Origin of the sequence: Streptomyces cyaneofuscatus, assembly GCF_033109485.1 — a bacterium.
Classification (GTDB): Bacteria; Actinomycetota; Actinomycetes; order Streptomycetales; family Streptomycetaceae; genus Streptomyces; species Streptomyces cyaneofuscatus.
Genome location: NZ_CP137002.1, coordinates 1,826,700 through 1,844,719 on the forward strand (window position 1 = coordinate 1,826,700; position 18,020 = coordinate 1,844,719).

Sequence of the window (18,020 nt, forward strand, 5' to 3'; positions counted from 1 at the left end):
CTGCCGGTGATCCATGTCCCGAACCCTGCTGGATCCCGGCACACCTGGCCGGTGAGACCTCTCCGCGAACCTCACCGGCCGGACGGGGAGTGACGTCCGCGGCGCCCGCACATGCGCCGCGGGCGTCGCTCCCCTTTTCCAGCACCTCGCGTTCCAGCACCCTCACGCCCCTTTTCACCACCCTCACGAGGGGCCATCATGCGCGGAGAGCCATCACGAGGCCGCCGGGCGGCCGGGGGGGAACCGCCCGCCCGTCAGGCCCATGCTGCCCACGGGTGCGGAAGGAAGCCGTGAACGCCGACCCGCCGATCCCGCCTGTCCCCCTCCCCGCCGCCCTGACCGGGCGCTCCGCGCTCCTCGACGGCCTCGGCCCGGTGCTCGGCCGACGACCCTCCGTCGTGGTGATCACCGGTGAGGCGGGGGTGGGGAAGAGCCGGCTGGTCCGTGAACTCCTCACGCGGACCCGGTCGTCGGGCACCCCCACCCTGGCCGCCCGCTGCCGGGAGCCGGACGCCTCCCTCCCGTACGCACCGCTCCCGGACGCCGCCTTCCCGTACACACAACTCCCGTACACACCACTCCCGTACGCACCACTCATCGAGGCGCTGAGCCGCTGCCGGCCCCGTCCGGAAGACCTGCCGCCGGTGACCGGGGCGCTGCGCGGGCTGCTGCCCGAACTAGCGGACCTCCTGCCGCCCGCACCGCCTCCCGCGGACGATCCGCTCGCCGGACAGCACCGCGTCCTGCGGGCCCTGTGCGCGTTGACCGCATCCCTGGGGAGGGTGGTTCTGGCCGTGGAGGACCTCCAGTGGGCCGACGGGTCCACGGCCGCCTTCCTCCATGCGATCGTCGCCGACCCGCCACCGGGGCTGGGACTCGTGCTCACCGCGCGCCGCCACACCCTTCCTCACACCGGCACGGAGGGAGGCGACGGGCTCCCCTTCCCGCTGCGCCCACCGGCCCATGTGGCGGTGGCCGAACGGCACCTCGCGCCGCTGTCGGTGGCGGAGACGGGCGCGATGGCCGCCGGGCTGCTCGGTGCGCGGACGGTGCCGGAGGAGTTCGCCGAGCGTCTGCACCGGTGGACGGGCGGCCTCCCCTACGTGGTCGAAGAGGTGCTGCGGGAGTGGTCCGACTCCACGGAGTGCCCTGTCGGGACGGCGGGGCAGCCGGAACCGCCCCTGCCCGCGTCCGTGCGCCGTGCGGTGGTGGAGCGGCTGCGTCACCTTCCTTTGGACGCGCGGCGGGTGGTCACCGCGGCAGCGGTTCTCGGTGACCCCGCGCCCGTACACCTGCTGGGGGCGGTGGCGGGGCTGGCCGAGCAGGCGACCCGTCGTGCGCTCGCCGCGGCGCTGAAAGAAGGCGTCGTCCGCGCCGGGGACGGCACCTACGCCTTCCCTTACGAGCTGGCGCGCCGAGCCGCGTACGAGGCGGTCGCCGAACCGGAGCGGCCCGTACTGCACCTGCGCGCGGCCCGCGCCCTCACCCGATGTACCGGCCCCCTCCCCCTGGTCCGGGTCGCCGAGCACTACCGGTGCGCCGGCCTCCGTACCCAGGCGGTGCGATGCCTGGAGGCGGCCGCGGACCGCGCCGCCCGGGGCGGGGACGCCGGTACGGCCACGGACCGCTACCTCGACGCTCTGCGCGTGGGCCCCTCCGCCGTCGTCCGCGACCGGGTCGCGCTGAAGCTGGCCCGCGTCGCGCTGAACGCCCGCACCGGCCCGCAGGTGCCCGCCGCCCTGCGGGAGGTGCTCGACCGAAGCTCCCTGGGCCCCGGGCCGAGCGGCGAGATCCGGCTCCTCCTGGGCCTGCTGCTGCGCAACCAGTCGGGTTCCGGTCTTGAGGCGCTGGAGGAGATAGCGCGTGCCGTTCCCGATCTTCTCGCCGTCTCGACGGGACAGGCCGCGCGGGCGCTGGCGATCATCGCGATCCCCTCCCTCAAGGGCTGGCCGGTCGGTGAGCACCGGCGGCTGCTGGCCGAGGCGGAACGGCTGCTGCCCCAGGTCGACGAGGAGGACCTGCGCTCGGCCGTGCTGGCCAACCGCGCCACCGCCCTGGCGCTGATGGGCGACCCGTCGGCGTGGGGCGCGGTGGCCGATCTGCCCGAGGCCATCACCGTCGAGGCGGCGGCGAGGGTGCACGCCAACCTGGCGGGCGCCGCGACCGCCCTCGGCCATCCGGAACGCGCCCGCGCCTTCCAGGATCGGGCGTGGCAGGCCGTCCGGACGAACCAGGCCCCGTATCTCGAAGCGTTCGTCGAGACCACGGACATGCTCGCCGCCTTTACGAGCGGCCGGTGGGCGGGGTTGCTGGAGCGGGCCGAACGCGCCGAGGAGCAGTACCAGGACGTGCCCGACTTCCACGCGGAGGCCCTCCTGGTCTGCGGCCTGCTGCGCCTGCACACCAAGGGGCAGACCGATGTGGCGCGTCGCCTCCTGGACCGGGCCGTCGGCACCACCGCACTGGACACCGGCATCGTGCTGACCTCCGCCGCGGCCGCCGTGGTGCGGGTCCACCTGGCCGCCGACCGCCCCGCGCAGGCCGTCCAGGCGGTGGAGGGGGTGCTGCACCACGTCCGCCGTACCGGTGCGTGGGTGTGGGCGAGCGCCCTCGCGCCGCCGGCCGTCCAGGCGCTGATCCGGGACGGCCGGGACGGGGAGGCCCACCGCCTCGTCGCGGAGCTGGCCGACGGCATCACCCGCCGGGACGCGCCGGCCGCCCGGGCCGCCCTGCTGACCTGCCGGGCGCTGCTCACCGCGACGGACGGCCCCCAGACCGGGGCCGGCGGGTCCGACGCCCAGCACGCGGCCGCAGCGGACGCCTGGGCGGCTCTGGAGCGGCCCTACGAGGCCGCGTACGTCAGGGAGGCGTGGGGGCTGCGGCTGCTGGCCGCCGGCGCTGCGGGCGGCCGCACGCTGCTGCACGAGGCCATCGCGGCCTATCAGGACATCGACGCCGTATGGGATGTGCTGCGCTGTCAGCGCGGGCTGCGGGAACACGGTCAGGTCACCGTCCGCAGGCCCGGCGCCCTGGGGTACGGCGACCATCTCTCGCCCCGGGAGCGAGCGGTGGCCCGGCTGGCCTCGCTCGGCCTCTCGAACCGCGAGATCGCCCGCGAGCTGGTCCTCTCGCACCGGACGGTGGAGCACCACGTGGCGCGTGCCCTGCGGAAGCTGGGGGTGTCGTCCCGTACCGAGATCGGCTCGCAGCTCGGGCCCTGACGGAACGGGTGCCCTACATTAGGGCGATATGGGTCCCTCTTCGCCACCGGAAGCGCCGGACAGCTCCCCTGTACCGGACAGCGCCCCTCTTACGGGCTCCGATCTCACCGGCCGGGTGGCACTCGTCGCCGGAGGCACCCGCGGGGCGGGCCGCGGGATCGCCGTACAGCTCGGCGCCGCCGGGGCGACCGTCTATGTCACCGGGCGTACGAGCGGCTCCGAGCGCTCCGAGATGGACCGGCCCGAGACGATCGAGGAGACCGCGGCCCTGGTCGACGCGGCGGGCGGCCGCGGGATCGCCGTCCAGGTCGACCATCTGGTCCCCGACCAGGTCAGCGCGCTCGTCGCCCGCATCTCCGGCGAGCAGGGGGCCCTGCATCTCCTGGTGAACGACATCTGGGGCGCCGAGATCGAGTGGAACAAGTCGGTCTGGGAATCGTCCCTCGACACCGGGCTGCACACCCTGCGGCTGGCCGTCGACACACACGCGATCACCAGTCACTTCGCGCTGCCGCTGCTGATCGAGACCCCGGGCGGCCTGGTCGTCGAGATGACCGACGGAACGGACGAGTACAACGCGGACAACTACCGCGTCTCCTTCTTCTACGACCTGGCGAAGGCGGCCGTGAACCGGATGGCCTTCGCGCTCGCCCATGAGCTCGCGCCGCACAGTGCGACCGCCGTGGCGCTCACCCCCGGCTGGCTGCGCTCCGAGGCGATGCTCCAGGCCCACGGCGTCACCGAGGCCACCTGGCGCGACGCGATCGCGCACGCGCCGCACTTCGCGATCTCCGAGTCCCCGGCCTACGTGGGCCGGGCCGTCGCCGCCCTCGCCCGCGACCCGGAGGTGGCGCGCTGGAACGGCAGGTCGCTCTCCAGCGGGCAGCTGGCCCAGGTGTACGGCTTCACCGACGTGGACGGCAGCCGCCCCGACGCCTGGCGGTATCTGACCGAGGTCCAGGACCCGGGGCTGCCCGCCGACGTCACGGGCTACCGCTGACCGCTGACCGCCGCCCGCGTCGTCGTCCCGCGCTCCGCGCCTATCCTTCCTGACATGTCCCTCCCTTCCGGTCCACGCGGTGGCGGCCTGTCCGCGCGTACGGCCGACATCGGGGTGGCCGCAGCCGTCACGCTGCTGGTGGTCGTCTGGACGCTGCTGACCATGCGGTACGAGAACGAGCCGCTGAACCGTACGGTGATCGGCTGGGCCCTCATCGCGGTGGGCTGCGGCGCCCTGTACTTCCGCCGCCGCGCTCCCGTCGCCGTGGCCGTCGTGACGCTGGCCGTCTGCGTCGTCTATTACCCGCTGTCCGTGTACGACGGTCCTCTTATGGTCACGTTCGCGCTCGCGCTCTATACAGCGGCCGCCGAGGGGCGGTTCACCGCCGCGGTCGCCCTCGGCGTGGTCACCCTGATCGCCGTCGGCTTCGGCGAGGCGCGCCAGCACAACGGCAACCGGCAGATCGACGACATGTCGCTGTTCATGCTCGCGGGCTGGCTGGTCAGCCTGGTCGCCGTGGGCCGGGCCCAGTGGACCCGTAGCGCCTATCTCGGCGAGGTGGAGCAGCGGGCGCTGGCCGCCGAGCGGGAGCAGGAGGCGCGGGCCGAGCAGAGCGCGACCGAGGAGCGGCTGCGGATCGCCCGGGAGCTGCACGACGTCCTGGGGCACAGCATTTCGCTGATCAACGTCCAGTCGGGCGCGGTCCTGCACAAGCTGAGCAAGAAGCCGGAGCCCGCCGCGGCCCTGTCCGCCGCCGAGGAGGCCCTGGAGGCGGTCAAGGCCACCAGCAAGGACGCGCTGCGCGAGCTGCGCTCCACCCTCGGCGCGCTGCGCAAGCCCGACGAGACGGCCCCGACCTCGCCCGTCTCAGGACTCGGCCGGCTGGACGAACTCGTCGCAGGCGCCCGCTCCACCGGCATCGAGGTCCGCCTCCGCACCGAGGGCGAACGGCGCCCCCTGCCGCCCCCGGTCGACCTGGCGGCGTACCGAATCGTGCAGGAGTCGCTCACGAACGTCACCCGGCACGCCCGGGCGACCTGCGCGGTGGTGACGGTCGACTACACCGACGAACGAGCCGTACGGGTACGGGTCGACGACGACGGAGAGGGCTCACCGGAGGGCTCACCGGCCGGCAGCGGCATCCGGGGCATGGCCGAGCGGGCCAGGGCCTTCGGCGGCGAGCTGACGGCGCAGAACACCGCAGAGGGCTTCGGCGTGAGCGCCCGGCTGCCGACCGAGGGGACCGCATGATCCGCGTAGTGCTGGCCGACGATCAGACGCTGGTACGGGCGGGCTTCCGCTCGATCCTGTCCGGCGAGGACGACATCGAGGTCGTCGGCGAGGCGGCCGACGGCGAACAGGCGGTCGCGCTGGCCCACGAACAGCGCCCGGACGTGGTCCTGATGGACATCCGGATGCCCGGCACCGACGGCCTGGAGGCCACCCGCCGCATCACCACCGACCCGCGCCTGACGGCCGTCCGGGTGGTCATCCTGACGACCTTCGACATGGATGACCACGTCTACGGCGCACTCCGCGCCGGAGCCTCCGGTTTCCTGGTCAAGGACACCGAGCCGATGGAACTCCTGCACGGCGTACGGGTAGTGGCGCGGGGCGACGCCCTGATCGCCCCGGCCGTGACCCGGCGGCTGATCTCGGAGTTCGCGAACCGCCGGAAGCAGCCCGCGCCGAGCCCGCGCCTGAACGCCCTCACCGAGCGGGAGCGTGAGGTCATGGGGCTGGTCGGCGCCGGGCTCTCCAACGACGAGATCGCCGCCCGGCTCGTGCTCAGCCCCGCCACCTCCAAGACCCACGTCAGCCGGATCATGACGAAGCTCGGCGTGCGCGACCGGGCCCAGCTGGTGATCCTCGCCTACGAGTCGGGCATGATCACGCCCGGCTGGATGGCCTGAGCGACGTTCCGGGCGTGACCCTGGGCCCGGCCTGAGGCGTCAACTTCCGTAGCCTGAGGCGTCAACTTCCGTAGTACGCGGACGGCTGTGCCCACAACTCCCGTAGTAGGCCCGTTGTCCTCCCCGGACCGACGCGCACCACCGGACCGTGCACCGAGGCTCCTGGGGTGGATCCGGAGACCCTCGACCTCGCGCGGCTGCAGTTCGCCCTCACGGCGGGCGGCCACTTCCTCTTCGTCGCCCTGACGCTGGGGATGGCCCTCGTCGTGGCCTGCCTCCAGACAGCTGCCACGGTCACCGACAGGGAGCCGCATCACCGTATGGTGCGCTTCTGGGGCCAGCTGTACGTCATCAACTACGCGGTCGGCATCATCACCGGGCTGGTGATGGAGTTCCAGTTCGGGCTGAGCTGGAGCGGGCTGACGCACTACGCGGGCAATGTCTTCGGCGCCTCGCTGGCCGTCGAGACGATCGTCGCGTTCTTCGTGGAGTCGACGTTCCTGGGGCTGTGGATCTTCGGCTGGCACCGGTTCAACCGCTGGGTCCATCTGGCGACTATCTGGGTCGTCGCCCTGACCGCCTGCGTGTCCGCGTACTGGATCCTCGTCTCCAACGGCTTCCTCAACCACCCCGTGGGCCACCGCACCGAGAATGGCAAGCTGGTCCTCGCGGACACCGGGGCGCTGCTGACCAACCCCAGTGCACTGCTCGCCTTCGGGCACATCCTGGGCGGTGCGCTGCTGACGGCCGGCTTCTTCATGGCGGGCGTCAGCGCCTACCACCTCTTCCGGCGCACTCCCGAAGTGGCGTTCTTCGTACGGAGTCTGCGCATCGGGGTGTTCGTCTCCTTCCCGGCCCTGTGGGTCACGGCGGGGTTCGGCGGAGTCCAGCTCGCCTCACTGACGGATCTGCAGCCGATGAAATCCGCTGTCTTCAGTGGGAAGAGGGCGGAGATCGCCGAGCTCCAGGCGGAGATGGTCACCCGGTTCGGCCCCGGCGGCTACGTCCCGTCCGAGGTGTGGACACGGGGCGGTGCCCTGGTGATGCTGATCGCGTTCGCGCTGATGATGTACCTCGGCCTGGCGGGGGTCGTGCTCGCCTGCTTCCGCAAGGCGGTTCAGCGCTTCCGGCTCTGGCACGTGGTGCTGATGGCCGCCGTGCCGCTGCCCTACCTGGCGATGATCAGCGGCTGGGTCTTCCGGGAGGCCGGGCGGCAGCCCTGGGTGGTGTACGGGCTGCTGAAGACCGAGGACGCCGTCTCCGGCCACTCCCCCGGCCCCATGCTCGCCTCGCTGATCACCTTCACCGTGCTGTTCGCGGCGCTGGCCGTCCTCAACGGATGGCTGCTCCTGCGGCACGCGCGTCTCGGGCCGGTGGAGACGGGGCTCGGCCACGACGAGCGGGCCGCTGCGGAACCCGTCACCGCCGGACCGCCGCCCTTCACCCCCCGCTACTGAGGAGCCGTCGTGGACACGCTGGCCGTCTGCCTGCTCGCCTTCTTCGCCACCGGCTACTTCGTCCTCGCCGGTGCGGACATCGGCACCGGCATGCTGCTGCCGTACCTGGGCGGGGACGACGGCGAACGGCGCCTGGTGATCGCCGCCTTCGCCCCGTTCTTCCTGGGCAACGAGGTCTGGCTGGTCGCCACCGCGGGCGTGCTCGTGGGCTGCTTCCCGGTCCTGGAGGGCGAGCTGCTGAGCGCCCAGCTCACCGTGGTCGTGCCGCTGATCGCCGGGTGGATGGTGCGTGACGCCGGGCTGTGGCTGCGCGGTCGGGGCGGCGGGCGGCGGTGGCGGGCGGCGTGCGACGGCGCGGTGGTGTGCGGGAGCTGGGCGGTGGCGCTGGCCTGGGGCTGGCTGCTGGCCGCGCTCTTCTCGGGTACGCCGGAGCGCACGGCCGCCGCCCCGGTCGGGGCCGTGACCGCGCTCGCCGTCGCCGCGCTGTTCGCCGCACACGGTCTCGGCTTCGCGGGCCTGCGTCTGACCGGGCGGCCCTGGGAACGGGCGCGCCGGCTCGTCGGGCGTACCGGCGCGGGCAGGTCCTTCGCCCTGACGGCCGTCCTGATGGGCGCCCTGCCGCTGTTCGCGGGTCCGGCGCTCCATCCGGCGGCGCACGCGGCGGACCGGGCGACGCTCACCCTGCTCGTCCCCGTCCTGCTCGCGTTCTGCCCGCTGCTGCTCGCGGCCCAGGCGTGGACCTGGCACACCTTCCGGCACCGGGTGACGCACCCCTCGTACCTCTGACCCAGGCCGCACCTCTGACCAGGACGTACCCACGACCCAGGCCGTACCCCACGACCCAGGCCGTACCCCACGACCCAGCCCGTGGCTCCGGTTCAGCTCGGTCCGCCCGCTCCTCCGCCGCCCGTCCGGCCGGATCCGCCCAGCGCCCGGCGTATCCGGGAGAGGGCGGGCCCCCCGCGCCGCGGTCGGTGGCCGCCGTGCACCCGGGGGTCGTCGGTGACGTCGTACCGCTTCACATAGGCCCCCAGGAACGCCTGGAGCGTGGCCACGGCGGGGATGGCGATCAGCGCGCCGACGGCTCCCAGCAGGGCCGTCCCCGCGACCACCGAGCCGAATGCGACCGCCGGGTGGATGTCGACGGTCTTGGCGGTCAGCTTGGGCTGGAGGACGTAGTTCTCGAACTGCTGGTAGACCACGACGAAGCCCAGCACCCACAGCGCGTACCAGGGGTTGACCGTGAAGGCGATCAGCATCGGCAGGGCGCCCGCCAGATACGTACCGATGGTGGGGATGAACTGGGAGACGAGACCCACCCAGACCGCGAGCGCCGGAGCGTAGGGCACACCGAGGACGACCAGCAGGATGTAGTGCGCGACACCGGAGATCAGTGCCATCAGGCCGCGCGAGTAGATGTAGCCGCCGGTCTTGTCGACCGCGATCTCCCAGGCGCGCAGCACCTCGGTCTGCCGGGCCGGCGGCAGTACGGAGCAGAGCGCGCGGCGCAGCCGGGGCCCGTCGGCCGCGAAGTAGAACGAGAACAGGAAGATCGTCAGGAGCCGGAACAGCCCGCCGAGGACCGTGGTGGAGACGTCGAGCACCCCCGTGGCGCTGTTCTGGACGTACTTCTGCAGCCAGTCGGAGTGCAGGAGGCTGTCCTGGACCTGGACCCGGGAGAGCTCGGTGTGGAAGGTCTGGTTGACCCAGTTGATCACCGAGTCGATGTACTCGGGGAAGTCGTCGACCATGTCCACGATCTGGCCAGCCAGCATCGACCCCAGGAGGACGACGAACCCGGCACTGAAGATCATCAGGCCGATGAAGACGAGGAACGTGGCCAGCCCCCGGCGCATCCCGCGCGCCGACATCCGGCCCACCGCGGGCTCGATGGCGAGCGCGAGGAAGAAGGCGATCAGCACATTGGTCAGCAAACCGATGACCTGGTCGAACGCCCAGCTGCCGAGCTGGAAGCAGGCGTAGAGCGCCAGAGCCAGGACCATCGCGCGCGGCAGCCAGCCCGGCATACGGGCGGGCCCCGGGCCGGACGGTGGCGCGGGGGGCCCGGCGGGCGGGGCGTCGGGTGGCTGGGGCGGAACGGTCTCGTCTGTCGATGACACGGGACAAGTCTCGCCTACGCCACCGACAGCCGGTCCCCCGGCCGGGAAACGCCCGGGGAACGGCCGAGGTCAGCGCCGGCCGCCGAGGACGTCCGCAGGCCTCAGCGCTTGTCCGCGGGCACGTCCATCGACGCGCAGACCGCGCGCCAGACGTCCTTCGCGTCCCAGCCCGCGTCCAGCGCCTGATGCACCGTACGGCCGCCGAGTTCGGCCATCACATGGTCACGGGCGAAGGAGTCCGCGTACACGGCACCGAAGTGGTCCGCCATCCGCTCCCAGAAAATCGTCAACCGCATGCCCTCAGTATCGCGCTCCTGAGAGTGCAGCCGGTCCGCCGGGCATGTGCCGGGGCCCCTTTCCCCTCTACGGTCGGTCCATGGCTGGAACCGGAGCACATCCCCTCGTCCGCGCCGAGCACTTCATCTGGCTCACCGCCCGCGTCCTCGAACAGCGGAGGTTCGCCCACCGCTTCCTCGACGGCGCCCCGGACCCCGTCGAAACGGCCCTCGCCGCCTACCGCAACGAGGACGGCGGCTACGCCCACGCGCTGGAACCCGATCTTCGCGGTCCGGTCAGCCAGCCGCTCCACACCGCCCACGCGCTCAGCGTCCTCGACTCCATCGGCCGCTGCGACGGCCTGCGGGTGGAGCGGATCTGCCGCTATCTGAGCGACGTGTCGACCAAAGAAGGCGCGCTTCCCGCGCTGCTCCCCACCCAGCGTGGATATCCCGCCGCACCGTTCGTCCCCGTGGTCGACGACCCGCCCGCCGAACTGCTCGCGACCGGTCCGATCGTCGGACTGCTGCACCGCAACGAGGTGTGGCACGCCTGGCTGTTCCGGGCGACGGACTTCTGCTGGAGGGCCGTCGACGCCCTGGAGCAGTCGCACCCCTACGAGATCGAGGCCGCGATCGCCTTCCTGGACGGGGTGCCGGACCGGGCCCGCGCCGAACGGGCGGCGGACCGACTGGGCCGGCTGGTGCGCGGGCAGCGGCTCGCGGTGCTCGATCCGGCCCGGCGGGCGGAGTACCCGGTGGCGCCGGGCTACGCACCGGACGAGCACCACTTCCCGCACGACTACGCCCATACACCCGGATCACTGGCCCGCCGCTGGTTCACCGACGAGGAGCTGGAGCGCTCGCTCGACCATCTGGCGGCCGAGCAGCAGGAGGACGGCGGCTGGCCGGTGAACTGGCGGCAATGGGCACCGGGCACCGCCCTGGAGGGACGGCCCCTGGTGACGCTCAGAGCCCTGGAGACGTTACGGGCCTACGGCCGTCCCCCGGGCTAGGACCGGAGCCCCGCTCACCCCAGAGCACGGACGCCCGCCGTGACGACCACGGCCGCGCCCACGACCACCAGGAAGGGGGCGCGCAGGACCAGCGCGAGCGCGGCGGCGGCGAGTCCGGCGGCCCGGGCGTCCAGGACGAGCTGCTGCCCGTCGCCGAAGGTCTGCTGGGCGGTGAGGGCCGCCAGGAGCGCCACGGGCAGCAGGACCGCCATCCGCCGCACGAGCGGTCGCTCCAGCACTCCGGCGGGGACCAGCAGGCCCGCGTACTTGGCGAGGTAGCAGCTCGCCGCGGTCAGTCCGATCGCTATCCAGACGTTCATGCGTCCCGTCCGCCCTTCTTCTCCGTCGTCGCCTTCTGTGCGGCCGTCGCCTCTCCCCGCTTGCGCCGTCCCATCAGGAAGAGGACGACGGGGGCCGCGAGCGCGGACAGCAGGACCGGCACGCCGGCCGGCAGGACGGGCAGCAGCGTCAGGGCCAGCAGCACGGCGAGACCGGCGGTGACGCGTTCGGTGGTGCTCCTGAGCATCGGGGCGAGCAGGGCGAGGAAGACGGCGGGGCTCGCCGCGTCCAGGCCCCAGGCCTCGGTGTCGCCCAGCGCCTCGGCCCCCATCGCACCCACCAGGGTGGTGAGGTTCCACAGCACGTAGAGGGTGAGCCCGGTGACGGTGAATCCCAGGCGCGCGGACCGCCGGTCGGGCTGGGCCACGGTGACCGCGGTCGTCTCGTCGATCACCCAGTGGGCGGCGAAAGGGCGCGCCGCGCGCGGAAGGGCCAGCAGTTGGGAGAGCCGCAGGCCGTAGAAGGCATTTCGGACGCCCAGGAAGAACGCTCCGGCCGCCGCCGTGTACGGGTTGCCGCCCGCGGCCAACGCGCCGACCAGGGCGAACTGCGAGGCGCCGGTGAAGACGAAGAGGCTCAGGGCGCAGATCTGGAGCAGGCTGAGCCCGGAGCCGGCGGCGGTGACGCCGAAGGCGAAACCGGAGAGCCCCACGGCGATGCCGACGGCGAGCGCGTCCCGGACGACGGCCGCGTCGGGCTTGACCGGTGAGGTGCCGGGCGGCCCGTCCGGCAGGGCTCCTGGCGCCGTCGGGCCGGGCGGCCCGACGGATATGGCACCGATCGCGCCGGTGCTCTCTGGGGGTGCTGTCTGTTCTGCCACGCGCCGCACGTTACGGGGACAGCAGGGGCGCGGTCTTGTACGTTCTTGCGCACTCGCACCACCCCTAGGACACGTGCCGCGCTTCTAGGAACACGTCCGCACCCCCTAAAGACACGTCCGCACCCCCAGGGACCGTCCCGCACGCCTAGGACACGTCCCGCCCGCGCCGGTACACACCGCGCTCGCGCTGGTACGCGCCGGGCGGCACCCCCACGATCCGGGTGAAATGCCGGTTGAGGTGCGGCTGGTCGGTGAAGCCGACGGCGACCGCGGCCTCGGCGGGGGCGATGCCCTCGTCGAGGAGGCGGCGGGCGCGCCGCACCCGGGCGTCGGTGAGCCAGGTGTGCGGTGGCATCCCGTACTCCTTCTTGAAGGCCCTCAGGAGCGCGAACGGGCTGGTGCCCAGCTCGGCCGCGAGCGTCTCCAGGGTGGGCGGCGCGTCCATCCGCCCCTCCAGCGCACGGCGGGCGCGTTCGGCGTCCCGCACGCCCCCGGCCCGGGGCGTCACGCCGGGGAGCGAGCTGCCGTGCCGGGTGAGCAGGCGGACGACGAGGACCCGCAGCAGGGTGTCGGCGGCCAGCGCGTTGCCCTCCTCCGCGGCCCGGTGCACCTGGGTGATCAGCCGGGCGGCGTACGGGTCGGTCACCCGCGTCTCGGCGAACCCCACCGTGCCGCGCAGGGGCGTCACCTCGGCCGCGATGTCGTTGATCACCTGGGCGGAGGGGTAGAGCGTGTCGTACGCCCAGCCCTCGGGCTGCCCGGGGCGGGCGGTGTGCGGCACCTCCGGGTTGATCATCACGACGGTGCCGGGGATCGCGTGGACCGTGCCGCCCGGCAGCCCCACGTCCTCCACCCCGCCGGTGACCGCGCCGAAGACGTACCCCTCGTGGCTGTGCCGGGGGAAGGTGTGGCGGACGTACCGGGCGCGCAGGAGGTCGAGGTCGGGCAGCTCCGCGTACGTCCAGTGGCGTGCCCACTCCTTCGCCCGATCCGCTCCCGCCATGGCCACATTCTCGCAGGTCCCGGCGGTGCGCCGCAGGGTGAGGGGGCGGCTCCGGGCGGTGTCGCGGGCCCGTTGTCAGTGGCGGGGTGCACGATGGGGGACATGACCGGCTCCGCTCTCGACGCCTTCTCGCCCGCGACCCGCAGCTGGTTCGCCGGCGCCTTCAGCGCGCCCACCGCCGCGCAGGAGGGTGCCTGGCGTGCCATCGGCGAAGGCAGCGATGTGCTGGTGGTCGCACCGACCGGCTCCGGCAAGACGCTGGCCGCCTTCCTCGCCTCGCTGGACCGGCTGGCCTCCGGTCCGCCGCCCGCCGAGGCGAAGAAGCGCTGCCGCGTGCTGTACGTATCGCCCCTCAAGGCGCTCGCGGTCGATGTGGAGCGCAACCTCCGCTCCCCGCTGACCGGCATCCGCCAGGAGTCGGTGCGGCTCGGCCTCCCGGAGCCGGAGGTGCGGGTGGGTATCCGTTCCGGTGACACCCCGCCCGCCGAGCGGCGCTCCCTGGTGACCCGGCCGCCGGACATCCTGATCACCACACCCGAATCGCTGTTCCTGATGCTCACGTCCTCCGCCCGGGACGCGCTCGCGGGCGTCGAGACGGTGATCCTGGACGAGGTCCACGCGGTCGCCGGTACGAAGCGGGGCGCCCATCTCGCGCTGTCCCTGGAGCGCCTGGACGAGCTGCTGCCCCGGCCCGCCCGCCGGATCGGGCTCTCCGCGACGGTCCGGCCGGTCGACGAGGTGGCCCGGTTCCTGTCGCCGCAGCGCAAGGTGGAGATCGTCCAGCCGCCGTCCACCAAGGAGTTCGACCTCTCGGTGGTGGTCCCGGTCGAGGATCTGGGCGAGCTGGGCGGCTCCCCCGCCACCGACGGGGACGCCGCGCAGGCGGAGAAGCCCTCGATCTGGCCGCATGTCGAGGAGCGCATCGCCGACCTCGTCCAGTCGCACCGCTCCACCATCGTCTTCGCCAACTCACGCCGGCTGGCCGAGCGGCTGTGCAACCGGCTCAACGAGATCGCGTACGAGCGGGCCACCGGCACCGCCTTCGACCCCGACAACCCGGACAACCCCGCTCTCGACCTGCCGGAGGCGCACGCCCCCGCCGAGGTCATGGCCCAGTCCGGCGCGGCCCGGGGCGCCCCCGCGCTGCTGGCCCGCGCCCACCACGGGTCGGTCTCCAAGGAGCAGCGGGCCCAGGTAGAGGAGGACCTGAAGGCGGGGCGGCTGCCCGCCGTGGTGGCCACCTCCAGTCTGGAGCTCGGCATCGACATGGGCGCGGTCGACCTGGTGGTCCAGGTCGAGTCCCCGCCCTCCGTCGCCTCCGGTCTCCAGCGGGTCGGCCGGGCCGGGCACCAGGTCGGCGCGGTCTCCACCGGCGTGGTCTTTCCGAAGTACCGCGGCGACCTGGTGCAGGCCGCCGTCGTCACCGAGCGGATGCGGACCGGGGCGATCGAGGCGCTCCGCATCCCGTCCAACCCGCTGGACGTCCTGGCCCAGCAGCTGGTCGCCATGGTGGCGCTGGACAGCTGGCAGGCGGACGACCTGCTGGCCCTGGTCCGCCGGGCCGCCCCCTTCGCCTCACTTCCCGAGTCGGCGTTCACGGCCGTCCTCGACATGCTCGCCGGCCGCTATCCCTCCGACGCCTTCGCGGAGCTGCGCCCCCGGGTCGTCTGGGACCGGGTCGGCGGTACGGTCACCGGCCGCCCCGGCGCGCAGCGGCTCGCCGTCACCTCGGGCGGCACCATTCCGGACCGCGGCCTCTTCGGGGTCTTCCTGGCCGGCGCGGACCCGAAGAAGGGCGGCGGCCGGGTCGGCGAGCTGGACGAGGAGATGGTCTACGAGTCCCGCGTCGGCGACGTCTTCACCCTGGGCACCACGTCCTGGCGGATCGAGGACATCACTCGGGACCGGGTCCTCGTCTCCCCCGCCCCGGGCGTCCCGGGAAGGCTGCCGTTCTGGAAGGGCGACCAGCTGGGCCGCCCCCTGGAGCTCGGCCGCGCCCTGGGGGCGTTCCTCCGCGAGATCGGCGGCCTCTCCGAGGAGGACGCCCGGCTCCGGCTGCTCGCCGCCGGGCTGGATGCCTGGGCGGCGGACAACATCCTGGCCTACCTGGACGAGCAGCGCCGGGCCTGCGGCCACGTCCCGGACGACCGGACGATCCTGGTCGAGCGGTTCCGCGACGAGCTGGGCGACTGGCGGGTCGTCGTCCACTCCCCCTTCGGCGCCCAGGTGCACGCCCCCTGGGCGCTCGCCCTCTCCGCCCGCCTCGGTGAGCGGTACGGGATGGACGCGCAGGTCATGCACGCCGATGACGGGATCGTGCTGCGGCTCCCCGACGCGGACATGATGGGCCTGGACCTGCTCGACTTCGACGCCCCACCCACCGGGGACGCGACGGACGCGGCGGACGACCGACCGGCCCCGCAGACCTTTTCGTACGACAGCGAGCAGCCCCCGGTCGGTGCCACCGACGTCGTCTTCGACCAGGGCGAGGTGCAGCAGATCGTCACCGACCAGGTCGGCGGCTCCGCCCTGTTCGCCGCCCGTTTCCGGGAGTGCGCCGCCCGCGCCCTGCTGCTGCCCCGCCGCTCCCCCGGCAAGCGCACCCCGCTCTGGCAGCAGCGCCAGCGCGCCTCGCAGCTACTCCAGGTGGCCTCCGAGTTCGGTTCGTTCCCGATCGTCCTGGAAGCCGTCCGCGAGTGCCTCCAGGACGTCTTCGACGTCCCCGGGCTCACCGAGCTGATGGGTGACCTGGAGGCGCGCCGGGTCCGCCTGGTCGAGGTCACCACCCAGGAACCCTCCCCGTTCGCCCGCTCCCTCCTCTTCGGTTACGTCGCCCAGTTCCTGTACGAGGGCGACTCACCGCTCGCCGAGCGGCGGGCCGCCGCACTCTCCCTGGACTCCCACCTCCTGGCCGAGCTGCTGGGCCAGGCGGAGCTGCGCGAGCTGCTCGACCCCGAGGTCCTCACCGAGCTGGAGCAGGAGCTCCAGTGGCTCACCCAGGACCGCCGGATCAAGGACGTCGAAGGCGTCGCCGACCTGCTGCGCGTCCTCGGCCCCCTGACCGACGCCGAGCTGGCCGAGCGGGGTGCCGAGCCCTCCTGGGCGCCGGAGCTGGCCACGACCCGCCGGGCCATCCAGGTCCGGATCGCCGGGGCGGACCACTGGGCGGCGATCGAGGACGCGGGGCGGCTGCGGGACGCGCTGGGCACCGCACTCCCGGTCGGTGTCCCCGAGGCGTTCACCGAGCCGGTGAAGGACCCCCTCGGCGATCTCCTCGCCCGCTTCGCCCGGACCCACGGCCCGTTCACCGCCGCCCGGGCCGCCGAGCGGTTCGGCCTCGGCACCGCCGTCACGGACGGCGCGCTGCAACGGCTCGCCGCCTCCGGCCGGACGGTCCAGGGCGAGTTCCACCCGGCGGGTATCGGCCAGGAGTGGTGCGACGCCACCGTGCTGCGCCGGCTCCGCCGCCGTTCGCTGGCCGCGCTCCGCCAGGAGCTGGAGCCGGTGGAGCCCGCCGCGCTCGCCTCCTTCCTCCCCCAGTGGCAGCACTTCGGCTCCCACCGCCTGCGCGGCATCGACGGGCTGGCCCGCGCCGTCGAACAGCTCCAGGGGGCGCCCGTCCCCGCCTCGGCCCTGGAGAAGCTGATCCTGCCGAGCCGGGTGATGGGCTACACCCCGGCGATGCTCGACGAGCTGACGACCACGGGCGAGGTCGTCTGGGCCGGAGCGGGAGCACTGCCCGGCAAGGACGGCTGGCTCTCCCTCTACCCCGCCGACAGCGCACCCCTGCTCCTGCCAGCCCCGCACCCCTTGGAGCTGTCGGCGCTCCACGAGTCCCTGCTCACCACCCTCTCCGGCGGGTACGGCCTCTTCTTCCGGCAGATCGCCGACCAGGTCCGGGCCACCACCCACCCGGACGCCTCCGACCAGCAGCTCGCCGACGCCCTCTGGGAGCTGGCCTGGTCGGGCAGGCTCACCAACGACACCCTCGCCCCGCTGCGCTCCCTCCTCGGCTCCGGCCGGACAGCGGGCTCCACCGCCCATCGGGCCAGACGCAACGTGCCCCGCGGGCGGTACGGATCCCTCACCGCGGCCGCCCGGCCCGCCTCCCGCACCGGCCCCCCGACGGTCTCGGGCCGCTGGTCCCTGCTGCCCCCGCGCGAGCCGGAGCCGACCCACCGCGCCCACGCCCTGGCCCGCACCCTCCTCGACAGGCACGGCGTGGTGACCCGCGGCGCGGTGCAGGCGGAAGGGGTGGAGGGCGGCTTCTCCGCGACGTACCGCATCCTGGCCGCCTTCGAGGACAGCGGGCAGGCCCGGCGGGGCTATGTGGTGGAGGGCCTCGGGGCCGCCCAGTTCGCGATGGACGGGGCGGTGGACCGGGTGCGGGCAGCAGCCACGGCCCGCGACCGCCGGGACCCGGGCACCGCCCCCCAGGCCCTGGTGCTCGCCGCCGCCGACCCGGCCAACGCGTACGGCGCCGCCCTGCCGTGGCCGGAGTCCCCGGACGGCGCAGGCCATAAGCCGGGGCGCAAGGCGGGGGCCCTGGTGGTCCTCGTCGACGGAGAGCTCACGCTCTACATGGAGCGCGGCGGCAAGTCCCTGCTCGCCTGGCCCACCGACCCCGAGTCCCCGGCGCTCCTGGCGGCGGCCGAGGCCCTGGCCGCGTCCGCCCGCGCCGGAGCACTCGGCACCGTGACGGTGGAGCGGACCAACGGGGCCTCCTCCCTCACCTCCCCGCTGGGCCGGACCCTGGAGGCGGCCGGCTTCCTCGCCACCCCGAGAGGCCTGCGCCTGAGGGCATGAGAGGTCTGAGACACGTCGTCTGAGACATGAGGTCTGAGGTCTGAGGGTCC

The 18,020-nt window shown here is 73.6% G+C and carries 13 protein-coding genes; 8 read left to right on the forward strand and 5 right to left on the reverse strand.

Annotated elements, in window-relative coordinates; genetic code table 11:
• Positions 1-290 precede the first annotated feature (290 nt).
• The 6 genes from R2B67_RS07525 (at position 291) to R2B67_RS07550 (ending at position 8,377) form a co-directional block, all read left to right on the forward strand.
• Entirely contained in the window at positions 291-3,221 is a 2,931-nt protein-coding gene (locus tag R2B67_RS07525) for an ATP-binding protein (protein WP_317817044.1), read from the forward strand.
• A 28-nt stretch (positions 3,222-3,249) separates the two neighbouring features.
• The gene (locus tag R2B67_RS07530; protein ID WP_317817046.1) at positions 3,250-4,221 is read left to right on the forward strand and encodes an SDR family oxidoreductase; all 972 of its coding nucleotides are present in this window, start codon (positions 3,250-3,252) and stop codon (positions 4,219-4,221) included.
• A gap of 54 nt (positions 4,222-4,275) precedes the next feature.
• On the forward strand, positions 4,276-5,472 hold the full coding sequence (locus R2B67_RS07535) for a sensor histidine kinase (RefSeq protein ID WP_317817048.1): 1,197 nt from the start codon (positions 4,276-4,278) through the stop codon (positions 5,470-5,472).
• A complete protein-coding gene (locus R2B67_RS07540) occupies positions 5,469-6,134 on the forward strand; it encodes a response regulator (protein WP_317817050.1) in 666 nt (221 codons plus the stop codon). The genes R2B67_RS07535 and R2B67_RS07540 overlap by 4 nt, the downstream gene beginning before the upstream one ends.
• 167 nt (positions 6,135-6,301) lie before the next feature.
• Positions 6,302-7,591: a cytochrome ubiquinol oxidase subunit I gene (locus tag R2B67_RS07545; RefSeq protein ID WP_317817053.1), complete on the forward strand. Its 1,290-nt coding sequence runs from the start codon at positions 6,302-6,304 to the stop codon at positions 7,589-7,591.
• 9 nt (positions 7,592-7,600) lie between these two features.
• Positions 7,601-8,377, forward strand: coding sequence for a cytochrome d ubiquinol oxidase subunit II (locus R2B67_RS07550; RefSeq protein ID WP_317817055.1), 777 nt, complete (start codon positions 7,601-7,603; stop codon positions 8,375-8,377).
• Between the two features lie 92 nt (positions 8,378-8,469).
• Here the strand turns inward: R2B67_RS07550 and R2B67_RS07555 are convergent, their stop codons facing one another.
• Both R2B67_RS07555 and R2B67_RS07560 read right to left on the reverse strand, forming a co-directional pair.
• Complete coding sequence (locus R2B67_RS07555; RefSeq protein ID WP_237329605.1) at positions 8,470-9,618, reverse strand: AI-2E family transporter; 1,149 nt, start codon at positions 9,616-9,618, stop codon at positions 8,470-8,472.
• 194 nt (positions 9,619-9,812) lie between these two features.
• The gene (locus R2B67_RS07560; protein WP_018516350.1) at positions 9,813-10,007 is read right to left on the reverse strand and encodes a DUF3046 domain-containing protein; all 195 of its coding nucleotides are present in this window, start codon (positions 10,005-10,007) and stop codon (positions 9,813-9,815) included.
• Positions 10,008-10,087: 80 nt separating this feature from the next.
• Here R2B67_RS07560 and R2B67_RS07565 point away from each other — a divergent pair, with 80 nt between their 5' ends.
• Positions 10,088-11,002, forward strand: a complete 915-nt coding sequence (locus R2B67_RS07565) for a hypothetical protein (RefSeq protein ID WP_317817056.1) — start codon at positions 10,088-10,090, stop codon at positions 11,000-11,002.
• A 14-nt stretch (positions 11,003-11,016) separates the two neighbouring features.
• Here R2B67_RS07565 and R2B67_RS07570 read toward each other — a convergent pair whose 3' ends face one another.
• The 3 genes from R2B67_RS07570 to R2B67_RS07580 form a co-directional block, all read right to left on the reverse strand.
• Positions 11,017-11,322 carry an AzlD domain-containing protein gene (locus tag R2B67_RS07570; RefSeq protein ID WP_109163274.1) on the reverse strand — a complete coding sequence of 102 codons (306 nt, stop codon included), beginning with the start codon at positions 11,320-11,322 and terminating at the stop codon, positions 11,017-11,019.
• Positions 11,319-12,161 (reverse strand): AzlC family ABC transporter permease, encoded by an 843-nt coding sequence (locus tag R2B67_RS07575; RefSeq protein WP_317817059.1) that lies wholly within the window; start codon positions 12,159-12,161, stop codon positions 11,319-11,321. The genes R2B67_RS07570 and R2B67_RS07575 overlap by 4 nt, the downstream gene beginning before the upstream one ends.
• 145 nt (positions 12,162-12,306) lie before the next feature.
• A complete protein-coding gene (locus R2B67_RS07580; RefSeq protein WP_317817061.1) occupies positions 12,307-13,164 on the reverse strand; it encodes an AraC family transcriptional regulator in 858 nt (285 codons plus the stop codon).
• 102 nt (positions 13,165-13,266) lie between these two features.
• On the opposite strand from R2B67_RS07580, the gene R2B67_RS07585 reads away from it, so the two are divergent.
• Positions 13,267-17,970: an Lhr family ATP-dependent helicase gene (locus R2B67_RS07585; protein ID WP_317817063.1), complete on the forward strand. Its 4,704-nt coding sequence runs from the start codon at positions 13,267-13,269 to the stop codon at positions 17,968-17,970.
• Positions 17,971-18,020 lie beyond the last annotated feature (50 nt).